Annotated in this window: 11 protein-coding genes; 5 read left to right on the top strand and 6 right to left on the bottom strand. The window is 70.3% G+C overall.

The features are described from left to right. Positions 1 to 26: 26 nt before the first annotated feature. On the bottom strand, positions 27 to 995 hold the full coding sequence (locus IH26_RS0149400; protein WP_034217906.1) for a cytochrome c oxidase assembly protein: 969 nt from the start codon (positions 993 to 995) through the stop codon (positions 27 to 29). Positions 996 to 1,104: 109 nt separating this feature from the next. Between IH26_RS0149400 and ctaE the strand changes: the two genes are divergently transcribed. Genes ctaE through qcrB form a run of 4 tightly spaced genes read left to right on the top strand, consistent with a single transcriptional unit; the run spans position 1,105 to position 5,321 of the window. Next, positions 1,105 to 1,704 (top strand): aa3-type cytochrome oxidase subunit III, encoded by a 600-nt coding sequence (gene ctaE, locus IH26_RS0149395; RefSeq protein WP_030443271.1) that lies wholly within the window; start codon positions 1,105 to 1,107, stop codon positions 1,702 to 1,704. A 49-nt stretch (positions 1,705 to 1,753) separates the two neighbouring features. Beyond that, positions 1,754 to 2,614, top strand: a complete 861-nt coding sequence (gene qcrC / locus IH26_RS0149390) for a cytochrome bc1 complex diheme cytochrome c subunit (RefSeq protein WP_030443270.1) — start codon at positions 1,754 to 1,756, stop codon at positions 2,612 to 2,614. Continuing rightward, entirely contained in the window at positions 2,611 to 3,705 is a 1,095-nt protein-coding gene (gene qcrA, locus IH26_RS0149385; protein ID WP_030443269.1) for a cytochrome bc1 complex Rieske iron-sulfur subunit, read from the top strand. The genes qcrC and qcrA overlap by 4 nt, the downstream gene beginning before the upstream one ends. Continuing rightward, positions 3,702 to 5,321, top strand: coding sequence for a cytochrome bc1 complex cytochrome b subunit (gene qcrB, locus IH26_RS0149380; protein ID WP_030443268.1), 1,620 nt, complete (start codon positions 3,702 to 3,704; stop codon positions 5,319 to 5,321). Before qcrA ends, qcrB begins: the two co-directional genes overlap by 4 nt. A 166-nt stretch (positions 5,322 to 5,487) precedes the next feature. On the opposite strand, the gene IH26_RS0149375 is transcribed toward qcrB, so the two are convergent. From IH26_RS0149375 to IH26_RS0149355, 5 genes are all read right to left on the bottom strand, one after another. Beyond that, the gene (locus IH26_RS0149375) at positions 5,488 to 5,775 is read right to left on the bottom strand and encodes an Lrp/AsnC family transcriptional regulator (protein WP_030443267.1); all 288 of its coding nucleotides are present in this window, start codon (positions 5,773 to 5,775) and stop codon (positions 5,488 to 5,490) included. Positions 5,776 to 5,818: 43 nt separating this feature from the next. Further along, positions 5,819 to 6,673, bottom strand: a complete 855-nt coding sequence (locus tag IH26_RS0149370) for a nucleotidyltransferase family protein (protein WP_030443266.1) — start codon at positions 6,671 to 6,673, stop codon at positions 5,819 to 5,821. Continuing rightward, a complete protein-coding gene (locus IH26_RS0149365; RefSeq protein ID WP_051809954.1) occupies positions 6,670 to 7,137 on the bottom strand; it encodes an NUDIX hydrolase in 468 nt (155 codons plus the stop codon). Before IH26_RS0149365 ends, IH26_RS0149370 begins: the two co-directional genes overlap by 4 nt. Before the next feature lie 83 nt (positions 7,138 to 7,220). Further along, positions 7,221 to 9,014, bottom strand: a complete 1,794-nt coding sequence (locus IH26_RS0149360) for a RelA/SpoT family protein (protein ID WP_030443264.1) — start codon at positions 9,012 to 9,014, stop codon at positions 7,221 to 7,223. Between the two features lie 109 nt (positions 9,015 to 9,123). Then, positions 9,124 to 10,908, bottom strand: a complete 1,785-nt coding sequence (locus IH26_RS0149355) for a DEDD exonuclease domain-containing protein (protein ID WP_030443263.1) — start codon at positions 10,906 to 10,908, stop codon at positions 9,124 to 9,126. A 97-nt stretch (positions 10,909 to 11,005) separates the two neighbouring features. Here IH26_RS0149355 and IH26_RS0149350 point away from each other — a divergent pair, with 97 nt between their 5' ends. After that, positions 11,006 to 12,376 (top strand): NYN domain-containing protein, encoded by a 1,371-nt coding sequence (locus tag IH26_RS0149350; protein WP_030443262.1) that lies wholly within the window; start codon positions 11,006 to 11,008, stop codon positions 12,374 to 12,376. The last annotated feature ends 207 nt before the right edge of the window (positions 12,377 to 12,583 follow it).

Here is a 12,583-nt window from a genome sequence, read left to right as displayed (position 1 = left end):
GTGCTGGCTGATCGTACCGAACGTGATTACCCGGCGTCCGGCGGGTTTGTGATCTTGGTCGCCGCCGCCGCGGCGGCCTCCCGAGCTGCCTCTTCGGCCTCGGCGCGGTCCAGTGCGCGGTCCACCCGGCGGGCCTCCCGCTCGGACTGCTTGATCCACTGCATGACCAGGACGCCGAGCATGATGACGCTCACGATCTCGCCGCCGGCCCACAGGATGCCGCCCGCCGTGACCTGGTCGCTCCACGGGTTCACCCAGCTCAGGTGCAGGTCGGGGTAGTAGTCGCCGGCCAGCAGTGTCTTGCTCTGCATGATCGTCAGGCCGAGGACCGTGTGGAACGGCACCGAGAGCACCATCAGCAGCGCGCGACCCGGGTACGGCCAGCGGTTGGGCAGCGGGTCCAGGCCGAGCAGCGGCCAGAAGAACAGGCAGCCGGTGACGATGAAGTGCACGTGGATGAACTCGTGCAGCCAGGCGTGCTCGAGGGTCGCCCGGTACAGCGGGGTGAAGTAGAGGACGAACGGGTTCGCGATGAAGAGCCCGAACGCGACCAGCGGGAACGTCACCACGCCGACCACCCGGCTGTGCAGCACGGCGAGCAGGGTCTTGCGGCTCTTGCCGTGCAGGGTGCGCAGGGCGAGCGTGACCGGGGCGCCCAGCGCCAGGAAGATCGGGCCCACCATGGAGAGCACCATGTGCTGGACCATGTGCACCGAGAGCAGAGTGTCGTCGTACGCCTCGACCCCGGTCACCGTGACCGCCGCGATGCTGCCCAGTCCACCGGCGACGAACGCGATCGTCCGGCCCAGCGGCCAGTGGTCGCCGCGCGCTCTCAGCCGGTAGACGCCGTATCCGTACAACGCCGCGGAGACCAGCAGGATCAGCGCGACCAGGCTGGCCAGATGGATCTCGGTGAAGATGCCGGCGGCGCTGAACGGCGGGAGCTCAGTATCCCCGCCCGCCGCCAGCAACGTGGCCGTTTCGACTGACTGCACCACCTGAGGCTAGGCCTATCCGGTGGTGGCCGGTTCCTCCGGGCTGCGACTCGTGCCGGATTCCACCCCCCGCGGCACGTTGGACTGATCGCGGGGCAATAATGAGCCCGTGACAGCGGCCCCAGCCATCGACAAGAGCCGGATCCACTCGCTGACGCGACCGAACATGGTGAGCGTCGGGACGATCGTCTGGCTCTCCAGCGAACTCATGTTCTTCGCGGCGTTGTTCGCCATGTATTTCTCGATCCGCGCGGCGGACTACAGCATGTGGCAGTTGCACACGCCGAAGCTGGACCTGCCGTACGCGACGACCAACACGATCATCCTCGTGCTGTCGTCCGTGACGTGCCAGCTCGGCGTCTTCGCGGCGGAGAAGGGCGACGTCTTCGCGCTGCGGCGCTGGTTCACCATCACGTTCGTGATGGGCCTGATCTTCGTGCTCGGCCAGGCCAACGAGTACCGCAGCCTCATCCACGAGGGTGTGACGCTCAACGGCGACGGGTACGGCTCGATGTTCTACCTGACGACCGGCTTCCACGGCCTGCACGTCACGGGCGGCCTCATCGCGTTCATCGTCTACATGATCCGTACGACCATGGGCAAATTCACCCCGGCCCAGGCGACGTCGGCGATCGTCGTGTCGTACTACTGGCACTTCGTGGATGTCGTGTGGATCGCGCTGTTCTCCATGATCTATTGGTTGCGCTGACCCGCACCCGCCCATGAGTTTCAGGTCGAAAACCAGAGGGACACAGCTGATGACTTCAGGATCCCGCCCGGGGCGGTGGCGCTTCCGGGGCGTGTTCACCCGGCGTCGCGGCGCGCCGAGCCGGACGCGTCGGCGCCTCGGCGCGGCGGTGCGCATGATCGCCGCGCTCGCGCTCGCCGGCGGCGTATACACCGCGTTCGCCCCCGGCGCCTTCGCCCAGGACAACACGACGCAGCTCTCGGCGACCGCGCAAGAGGGCAAGCAGCTGTACGAGAACAGCTGCATCGTCTGTCACGGGCGGGACGCGCAGGGTGTCACGGGTCGTGGTCCGAGCCTGATCGGCGTCGGGTCCGCCTCGGTGGAGTTCCAGGTGGGTACCGGCCGCATGCCGCTGACCCGGCAGGAGGCCCAGGCCGAGGAGAAGAAGCCGCAGTTCGACAAGGATCAGACCAAGCAGCTGGCCCAGTACATCCAGGAGCTCGGCGGCGGCCCGCAGCTGCCGGCCGACGGCGTCTACACCGAGGACCTGAAGCAGAACCCGGACGCGCTGGCCCGCGGCGGCGAGCTGTTCCGTGTCAACTGCACCTCCTGCCACGGCTTCGGCGGCGCCGGCGGCGCGCTCTCCTCGGGCAAGTACGCACCGAGCCTGCACGACGTCTCGCCCGAGCATATCTACGCGGCGATGCTGACCGGCCCGCAGAACATGCCGGTGTTCGGTGACAACGAGCTCACCCCCGAGCAGAAGCGCCAGATCATCACCTACATCACGGTGCAGCTCCAGCAGGACAAGGACCCGGGCGGCATCTTCAACCTCGGCCGGTACGGCCCGGTCACCGAGGGTCTAGTGATCTTCGGGGTGGGCATTGTGATCCTGGTCTTCACGGCGCTGTGGATTGCGGGGAAGTCATGACCACGCTGCACGACGAGACGGAAGCGGTCGACGTCAGCGACCCGCGGCTCAGCCGTTTCGAGATCGTCAAGGAGGGCGCCCGGCGCGACGACATCGAGATCGTCACGTACGAGTCGCAGTTCCACGGCACGGACTCCAAGGCGGAGAAGCGCGTCGTCCGCAACATCGCGCTGCTGTTCTTCATCGCGGGGATCGCCGGCATCGCGTTCGTGGTCTTCTACATCGCGTGGCCGTGGCAGTTCGAGCTCGGCAACACGCTGAGCGACTACTACACGCCGATCCTCGGCCTCAGCCTGGGCATCGCGCTGTTCTGCCTCGGCTTCGGCATCCTGGCCTGGGCGAAGAAGCTGCTGCCGCACGAGGTGTCGATCCAGAAGCGGCACGACGGCGGCTCGCCCACCGACGAGCAGAAGATCACCGGCCAGACGATGCTGTTCGTGGCCGAGGAGCTCGGCCAGGGCGTGCAGCGCCGGCCGCTGCTCAAGGGCGCGATCGGGCTCGGCCTGGCGCCGCTCGGCGTGGCCGCCGCGGCGCCGCTGATCGGCGGCCTGATCCAGAACCCGCATCGGGACAACCCGCCGATGATGTTCTCGACCGGGTTCAACTCGGCGTTCAACAACGGCAAGCAGGTCCGGCTGACCCGGTCGGACGGCACGCCGCTGCGGCCCGAGGACGTCAGCACCGGCGGTCAGCTGACCGTCTTCCCCGGCATCCCCGGCGGCGCGACCAACGAGTGGGCCGACTCGCCCACCCTGCTGATCCACCTGCGGCCGGAGGACGCCGACGTGGCCCGGAAGAACGCCGACGCCGACCCGCGCAACAAGGGCTCGATGTGGGGCGACTACATCGCGTACTCGAAGATCTGCACGCACGCGGGCTGCCCGGCGAGCCTCTACGAGCAGCAGACCAACCGTCTGCTCTGCCCGTGCCACCAGTCCCAGTTCAACATCACGGACAATGCGCAGCCGATTTTCGGTCCGGCCACTCGCCGACTGCCGATGCTGCCGCTTACCGTGGACGACGAAGGTTTCTTCGTGGCGGCCCGTGACTACAAGGACACCGTCGGACCCGATTTCTGGGAGCGGCCATGAAACGCCGGAAAGTAGATCTCGCACAGGCGCCGGTCACCCTCGCCAAGGGGGTGGACGAGCGTTACCAGGTGGCGACCCCGCTGCGGGCGCTGCTCAACAAGGTCTTCCCCGACCACTGGTCGTTCCTGCTCGGTGAGATCGCGCTCTTCTCGTTCATCATCCTGCTGCTGACCGGCACCTTCCTGACCCTCTTCTTCGACCCGTCGATGCAGGAGGTCACGTACCACGGGCCCTACGCGGCGCTGCGCGGCGTCGACATGTCGGCGGCGTACGAGTCGTCCCTGCGCCTCTCCTTCGAGGTGCGCGGCGGCCTGTTCCTGCGGCAGATGCACCACTGGGCGGCGCTGCTGTTCGTGGCGGCGATCGTCGTGCACATGGCCCGCATCTTCTTCACCGGCGCGTTCCGCAAGCCGCGCGAGGCGAACTGGGCGATCGGCGTCCTGCTGTTCCTGCTCGGCTTCCTGGCCGGCTTCACCGGGTACTCGCTGCCGGACGACGGCCTCTCCGGCACCGGCCTGCGCATCGCGTCGGCGATCATGCTGTCCATCCCGGTCGCGGGCACCTGGATCTCGGCGTCGATCTTCGGCGGCGAGTTCCCCGGCCACCTGATCATCGGCCGGTTCTACATCGCGCACGTGCTGCTCATCCCGGCCGCGCTGCTCGCGCTGATCGCCGTGCACCTGGGCCTGGTCTTCAAGCAGAAGCACACCCAGTGGCCCGGCCCGATGCGGACCAACACCAACGTGGTCGGCGAGCGCATGTTCCCGCGGTACGCGCTCAAGCAGGGCGGCTTCTTCATGGCCGTCTTCGGCACGGTCGCGCTGATGGCGGGCATGTTCCAGATCAACCCGATCTGGCTGTTCGGCCCGTACCGGGCGTCCGAGGTCTCCTCGGCCAGCCAGCCCGACTGGTACGTCATGTTCATGGACGGCCTGGTCCGTCTGATGCCGAACTGGCAGATCTACATCCCGATCGGGAACGGCTACAGCATCCCGCCGCTGTTCTGGCCCGCGGTGGTCGGCCTCGGCGCGCTCACCACGGTCCCGATGTTCTACCCGTGGATCGAGGCGCGCCGTACCAAGGACAAGGCGATCCACAACCTGCTGCAGCGTCCGCGGGACAACCCCGAGCGCACCGGCATCGGCGCGATGGCCTTCACGTTCTTCCTGGTGGCGACGCTCTCTGGCGGTAACGACGTGATCGCCGACAAGTTCCACATCAGCCTGAACGCGATGACCTGGGCCGGCCGGATCGGGTTGCTGATCGGCCCGCCGCTGGCGTACTTCCTGGCGGTCCGGGTCTGCCTGGGCCTCCAGCAGCACGACCGCGAGGTACTGGCGCACGGCGTGGAGACCGGCATCATCCGCCGCCTCCCGAACGGCCAGTTCATCGAGGTGCACCAGCCGCTCGGCCCGGTCGACGACCACGGCCACCCGATCCCGCTGGAGTACGGCGGCTGGGTGGTCCCGAAGAAGATGAACCGCGTGGGCGCCCTGGCCCCCGCGATCAAGGGCTTCTTCTTCCCGGTCGAGAAGCCGGCCGAGGCCCCGGTCTCCCCGGCCCTGCCCCCGGTCACCGCCGGCGAGCAGCGCGAGGAGATCACCTCCGGCCGCTGACCGGTCAGTCAGACGAAAAGGGCCCGCTTCGGCGGGCCCTTTTTGCTGTGCTTGGTTGTTACGTCTTGGGCCGGGAACAGCCCGGCGGCCGCGGTCGGAGCGTAGGCAACGACGGCGCCGGGCGCTCCGGCGGGGACTTGTCCTGATCCCGTACGGTATGGGCTTTTTAGTCGGCGGCGGGAAGGCCGATCGCGAAGGCGTCCTCGAGGTCGTGCTTGGAGTAGGCGCGGAAGGCGATGTGCGACTCGGTGTTGAGGACGCCGGGGGTCTTGGAGATCTTGCCGGCGATGACCTCGGCGATGTCGTCGAAGTGGTTGACGCGGACGATGGCGATCAGGTCGACGTTGCCGGCCACCGAGTAGACCTCGCTGACGCCGTCGAGAGCCGCCAGTGCCTCGGCCACCTCGGGGATCGAGTCGGTGGCGCAGTCGATGTGCACGATCGCGGTGTTCACCTGGCGGCTCCTCGGCGATGAGAGCGGAACGGTCGCGACCATGCTATCGGCGCGCGGCCGGTTCGGTCGGGGGGACGTGGACGGTCAGGCCGCCGGGGGCGCGGACGGCGTCGGTGAGGTGCTCGCCCGCCGGGATTTCGGCGCCCGGCCAGAGGACGACGCGGGTGGCACTGCCGTGGACGCGGGCGTGCGGGCCGACCACCGAGTCGCTGACGGATCCGGTGATCTCGGCGGTGGGGTCGATCAGGGTGTGGCCGTCCGCGGCGTGCAGGTTGGCTCTCAGGTAGTCGGCCGGCGTGCCGGTGTCGATGTAGACGCCTTCGTACGGGATGAGATCGAGCTCGCCGGCCGCCTCGGCCGGGCGCCACGCGGTGCGGACCAGGTCGCCGTGGCCCTCGGGCAGGTCGCGGACGTAGCGCCAGGGCAGCAGCGAGAAGCCGGCGAAGCGGCGGCCGCTGAAACCGCCGGTGACGCCGGGTGGGACCGGCTTGGTGAGCAGCCGGACCGTCTCGCCGGACCAGCCCTCCAGCATGGCCGCGACGTCCTTGCCGGGGGACCGGTGCGGGTCGGCGAGGTAGCCGTCGGCGTTGCCGATGAGGACGGCGCGACCGTCGATCCAGGACTTCAGGCGGGCCACGCCGCCCGAGGTGCCCAGCGGCGCCGGCTCGATCGAGAGGTGGGCCCGGTCGCCGACGTGGTCACGGATCCGGTCGGCCAGGTAGGCGGCGTTCACGGCGGTGGGCAGGCCCAGCGCGGCCACCCGGGCCAGCGCCCGGTCGAGGAGCGCGACGTTGCCGACCGGGCAGAGCGCCTTGGGCAGGCTCCCGGTCAGCGGGCGCAGGCGTTGCCCCTCGCCGGCGGCCAGGATCACCGCGCAGACCTCCGGCACGGGGGTCATCCCGCGGAGGCCATCGGGCCGATGCCGTAGCGGCCCAGGACCAGGGCGGTGTTGGCGCTCAGCCGGGGCAGGTCGTCGACCGGGAACCAGGCCGCCTCCAGCACCTCGGCGCCGTCCACGATCAGCGGCGTGGTCGAGGCCGGGACCGAGGCGAAGAAGATCGTGTCGACCACGCCGACCACGTGGATGATCGCGTTCGGCGAGGCGGCGGTCATGTCGGCGGGGTCGACCCGGACGCCGGTCTCCTCGAGGAGCTCGCGGGCCGCGCCGACCACCGGCTGCTCCCGCTTCTTCAGCAGGCCGGCCGGCAGGCCCCAGCCGTGCCGGCTCGGCTGCCGGAGCAGCAGCACGCGGTCGGGGCCGTCGCCGGCGGCCGCCTCCGAGTCGCGCAGGATGGTGACCGCGCCGACCACGTAGCGCGGCGAGACCAGCCTGGCCAACCCGCGGCGTACGGGAAGCGGCATCCGATAGAACGTGATGTACGCCAGGCCGCGCACTCGCCGAGGGAATTTCACGTGAGCAAGGCTAACGGCGGTCGCTGTAAGTTTCAGTCCGGGTGGTCGACGAGGGCGATGAGCTGCTCGACGACCGTGTCCGGTTCGAGCGTGCGCTCACAGACGGCGACCAGCATCGTCTCCAGGTCGGGGTAGCCCAGTTCCTCGGCGAGCCGGCGCAGCGGCACCTCGCTGGCCAGCCCCCGGTCGTGTTTGCGCAGGGTCAGCCCGATCGTCGCCCGGCCCAGCCGTACCTTGTCGGCGATGCTCATGCCGGGCTCGTTCTTGTCGTCGAAGTACTTGTTGATCTGGAGCTGGGCGGTGCTGGATTTCACGAAGCCCAGCCACTCCTTGCGGGGGCCGCGCGGCGCGTTCGCCTCGGTCTCGACGTGGCCGTCGTTCTCGGCGAAGATCTCGACCACGTCGCCGTCGCGCAGCGGGGAGCTCAGCGGGGCGAGGCGGCCGTTGATCGTGGCGGCCAGGCACTGGTCGCCGGTCTCGGGCCCCAGCTCGTACGCCAGGTCGACCGGGGTGGAGCCGCTGGGCAGCTCGAACGCCTGGCCGTGGGCGAAGACGGTGATCTGGGCCTCGGCGAGATCGCAGCGGAGCGAGGCGAGGAACTGGGCGGCGTCGGTGGTGTCCTGCTGCCAGTCGAGCACCCGCTTGAGCCAGGAGAGCTGGTCGGCGCCGGACGGGTCGTGGGTCTCGGCGACCTTCGGGTAGCGATAGCTGGTGGCGACGCCGTACTCGGAGTACCGGTGCATCGTCTCGGTGCGGATCAGCACCTCGACCAGGCGGCCCTCGGGGCCGGTGACGGTCGTGTGGAGCGAGCGGTAGAGGTTGTTCTTCGGCGAGGCGATGAAGTCTTTGAAGCGGCCGGCCACCGGGCGCCACTGGCCGTGGATCGCGCCGAGCGCCGCGTAACAGTCGGTGGGCGGCCCGTCGACGATGACCGCTATCCGGGGGAGGTCGAAGGGGACCGGATGATTGCCGGCGACCGTGTCCTTCCAGATCGAGTAGTAGTGCCGGGGCCGGACCCGTACCTCGGCCGACACTCGCTGGCGGCGCAGCGCGGTGCGCGCCTTCGCGGAGACGTCGTTGAGGTATTCGTCCCAGCCGGGGCGGTTGCGGACGTGGTCGTCGATGCGCGCGTACGAATCCGGCTCCAGGTGGTAGAGCACCACGTCGTCGAGGTCGCGCTTGAGGGCCTGGATGCCGAGCCGGTCGCAGAGCGGGACCAGCACATCGAGGGTCGCAGTGGCGATCCGGGCGCGGCTCGCGGGGGAGCGGGCGTCGAGCGTACGCATGTTGTGCAGCCGGTCGGCGAGCTTGATCACCAGCACCCGGACGTCCTTGCCGGCCGCGACGATCATCTTGCGGATCGTCTCGCCCTCGGCCGCCTTGCCGTAGAACGCTTTGTCGAACTTGGTCACGCCGTCGACCAGGTGGGTCACCTCGGGGCCGAAGTCGCTGTGCAGCGCCTCCAGCGTGTAGCTCGTGTCCTCCACCGTGTCGTGCAGCAGGGCGGCGACCAGGGTGGTGGTATCCATCCCCAGTTCGGCGCAGATCTGGGCGACCGCCAGCGGATGCGTGATGTACGGATCGCCGGACTTGCGCATCTGGCCGCGGTGCATGTTCTCCGCGATCGCGTAGCCGCGGCGCAGGATGCCGGAGTCGGCGGAGGGGTGGATGCCGCGGTGCGTCTTGGTGAGCCGTACGACCGGGTCGTCGTCGTTGCCCGGGAAGCTCAGGAACGAGCGGAGGCGCTGGGTGAGGGAACCACTGGCGGGCGCTTGCGTGGGGAGGGCACGTCCAAGGGCGGCGCCGTGGCCGGCGTCGACGTCCACTGGACACCCCCTCACCGCTCGGCCGCCCGGGAACCCGTGGGCACCCGCGCGATCCGCCTGGCAAATCGCCGTGAAGTCACCCGAACCACTCCGGGTGAATCCACTTGCCTTACAGCCTAAGCGAGCGAGCGTCATCCGAACGGTCAGTTACGGATGAGCGAACGGCCGAGTCTTTGCCCGATGCCGCGGCTTCTGCCCGGTTGAGCAGGGCGGTGAAGCGCGCCGCGCCACGAACCGGTGACACCCAGTCGCCGGAGGTTTCCACCAACCGGGTGTCGGCCCGTTCGAGCCAGGCGAGGATGCGCTCGGTCTCCTCGGCGCTCGCGGCCGGCACCGGGCCCGGTCCGGGTAGGACCGTCTCGGCGGTCAACCGGACCGCGTCGAGGGTCGGGCGGGGATGCTCGCGCGGCGGCGAGGTGGCCGCGGCGGCGAGCCGGCCGTGCCGGACCACGATGATCTCCCACCCGCCGACGGTGTCCCGGCGGGCGGCGACCACCTCGGCGAGCCGGGTCAGGGCGGACAACCGCTGCATGCGGACGGTCGCCCGGAGCAGGGCGATCAGCCGGGAGCGCAGGACCGCCGCCTCCTCGTAGCGCTGGTGCTCGGAGAGGGCGTCGATGCGGCCCATCAGCGCGGCCACGACGATCCCCGGGTCGCCGTGGATGGCGGTGCGAAAGGGCAGGGCGGCGGTCGCCGCGTACACCTCCGGGGTGATCTTGTGTTCGCACGGCGCGGGGCATTTGCCGAGCTCGGCCAGCGCGCAGGCCGGGGTGGGCGTGCGGATCGAGAGCGTGTGGCCACACTGGCGCAGCGGCAGCGCGTCGTAGACCCCGGCGGCGGCCAGCTCGGCGGTGCGCCGCGAGGAGAACGGCCCCAGATACGCCGAGCTGTCGTCGGCGAGGCGGCGCACGATCGACAGGCGCGGATACGCCTCCTCGGTGAGCTTGAGCCAGACCACTCGCTCGGGGTATTTGGACCTGCGGTTGTACGGCGGGGAGTGCGCCGCGATCAGCCGCAGCTCGCGGACCTCCGCCTCCAGCGAGTGGGCGCACTCGACCGCCTCCACCCGGGTGGCGGCGCCGAGCATCTCGGAGATGCGCGCCCTCTTCTCGCTGGCGGTGAAGTAGCTGCGGACGCGGGTGGCGATGTCCTTCGAGGTGCCGACGTAGAGCGGCCGGTCGTCGGCGGCCCGGAACACGTAGACGCCCGGCACGTGCGGCAGCCCCTCGGCCAGGTGCCGCTGGCGGCGCTGGGTGGGGGTGACCGCCTTGGCGAACTCGAGCGCGTCGCCCAGCGTGTGCACCCGGAAGCTGCCCAGCCGCTCGATCAGGCCGTGCAGCACGTCGACGGTGGCCCGGGCGTCGTCGAGCGCGCGGTGGGTGGGCTGGACCGCGGCGTGGAAGAAATGCGCGAGGGTGGCGAGCTTGCGGTTGGGCACCTCGTCTCGGGTCAGCGCCCGCCGGGCCAGCGCGGCGGTGTCGAGCACCCGCGGGTTGGGCCAGGGGTAGCCGTGCCGGGCACAGGCGGCTTTCAGGAAACCCACGTCGTACGGCGCGTTGTGCGCCACCAGCACCGCCCCGCGCAGGAACTCGAGCAGGCTGGGCAGCACCGTCTCGATCGACGGCGCCGGGGCCAGCATGGCGTCGGTGATGCCGGTCAGGACGGTGATGAACGCCGGGATGCGCTCGCCCGGGTTGACCAGGGTCGCGAAGACGCCGAGTTCCTCGCCGCCGCGCACCTTGACCGCGCCGATCTCGGTGACGCCGGCCCCGTCGGCCGCGCCGCCGGTCGTCTCGAGGTCGAGCACCACGAACGTGGTCTCGGCCAGGGAGTGCGCCGCCGGGTCGGCGAGAAGCGTGTCCAGAGTGCCCTGGACATATGCGGGTTGTGCCACGGCGGGGAGATTAGAGAGGGGGTACGACAAGATTGGGCTTTGAAAGATCACTTGCTTCGACAAGCTTTTTTGCCGTCCACGGTGTGAGAATGGGTAGATGTCCGAGCCTCTGCGTCACGACGACCGCCCCCAGGAGGAGGCGGCCGTCCAAGACGTGGAGTTTGTCCCGGAACCGATCCTCCCCGAGCCGGTCCGCCAGCGGGTGACCGCTCTTGCCGCCGCCGCCCTGCCGGGCCTGCCCGGCGACGAGATCCCGGTGGCGCTCCGGCGGGTCGCCCGGTTTGCCCCGAATCGCCGGGCACGGCTGGGCGGCCGGGAGATCGCCGCGCAGCTCACCTCCGACCCGCTCTTCCGGCAGCGGATCAGCGGCCGGATCGTTACCGAGGCGGGTGACCTGGGCGCCGCCGTGGTCGCCGGGATGGCGCCGGCCGCCGCCGACCCGGTCGAGGTCGCCGCGCTGGCCTATCTGGCCCGGCCGGAAGGCTGGCGCGAGCTGGTCGAGGGGGCCGGCGAGGCGGTCCGGGCCGAGGCCGACAGCGCCGCCGTGGCCCGCCAGGTGCACGAGGCCGAGCAGCGGGCGCTGCGGGCCGAGCACGACCGGACGGTCGCCAAGGTCGAGGCCGACAAGCTGCGCGACGAGCTCGCCCGGGTCCGCGAGGAGCTGGGCACGCTGCGCGAGGAGTCGCGGACCACCGCCAAGGCCCTGCGCGAGGCGCAGGCCGCGCAGAAACGCGCGAGCGACCTGCTGGCCACCGAGAAGGGGCGCGCGTCGCGCATCGCGGCGGATCATGACGCGGAGGTACGCCGGCTGAAGGCCCGCCTGGCCGAGGCCGAGACGATGGCCGCCACCGGCAAGCAGAGCGTCAAGGACGCCCGGGCCGCCGACGACGCCCGCCTCTGGCTGCTCATCGAGACGATCGGGCAGGCCGCCTCCGGCCTGCGCCGCGAGCTGGCGCTGGGCCCGTCCGAGAAGCTGCCGGCCGATTTCGTGGCGGACGCGGCGGCCGACCGGCCCGGCTCGCCCGAGCGCTCCCGGGCCCGCGCCCAGGACACCGACGACCCCGGCCGGCTCGACCAGTTGCTCGCCCTGCCCCGGGCGCACCTGATCGTGGACGGGTACAACGTGACCAAGCGCGGCTTCGCCGAGATGTCGCTGGAGCAGCAGCGCAAGCGGCTGATCACCGGGCTGGGCGGGATAGCGGCGCAGACCGGCGACGAGATCACGGTGGTCTTCGACGGGGCCGAGCGGGTGCACGGGCTGCCGCCGGCGCCCCGCGGCGTGCGCGTGTTGTTCTCCCGGAAGGGGGACACCGCCGACGAGCTGATCCGCCAGCTGGTACGGGCCGAGCCGGCCGGGCGCCCGCTCGTGGTGGTCTCGTCGGACCGGGAGGTCGCCGACGGCGTGCGGCGCCACGGCGCGTACCCGATGGGCGCGGATTCTCTGATCAGACGCCTGTCAAGGAGCTGAGCCGGCTGGCTCCGCTTCGCTCCGCGGGCGATCGCCCCTTTGGGGCCGGTGAGCGGGCGGGGCGATCGCGGTAGTCCTGAATTTTGGCAGTCCCCGGAGGCGGCGCCAGTTTTTGTGGTTCTACTGACGCATGTGTGGGTGGTTTAAGCCGTTCTGTGCACTACATGCCGTTGTCCCGCCTAGGTTCTGGCTTGTCGAAGGTCAGAA

The organism is Actinoplanes subtropicus (assembly GCF_000721705.1).
Lineage (GTDB): Bacteria > Actinomycetota > Actinomycetes > Mycobacteriales > Micromonosporaceae > Actinoplanes > Actinoplanes subtropicus.
The sequence above is the reverse complement of the archived record's forward strand: the minus strand, read 5'-3'. Positions and strand labels throughout refer to the sequence as shown.

What these genes read in the sequence shown, in the direction of transcription:
- qcrB (WP_030443268.1), top strand. Translation starts at nt 3,702, where the DNA reads ATGAAACGCCGGAAAGTAGATCTCGCACAGGCGCCGGTCACCCTCGCC.
- qcrC (WP_030443270.1), top strand. Translation starts at nt 1,754, where the DNA reads ATGACTTCAGGATCCCGCCCGGGGCGGTGGCGCTTCCGGGGCGTGTTC.
- qcrA (WP_030443269.1), top strand. Translation starts at nt 2,611, where the DNA reads ATGACCACGCTGCACGACGAGACGGAAGCGGTCGACGTCAGCGACCCG.
- IH26_RS0149370 (WP_030443266.1), bottom strand. Translation starts at nt 6,673, where the DNA reads ATGACCCCCGTGCCGGAGGTCTGCGCGGTGATCCTGGCCGCCGGCGAG.
- IH26_RS0149350 (WP_030443262.1), top strand. Translation starts at nt 11,006, where the DNA reads ATGTCCGAGCCTCTGCGTCACGACGACCGCCCCCAGGAGGAGGCGGCC.
- IH26_RS0149365 (WP_051809954.1), bottom strand. Translation starts at nt 7,137, where the DNA reads ATGCCGCTTCCCGTACGCCGCGGGTTGGCCAGGCTGGTCTCGCCGCGC.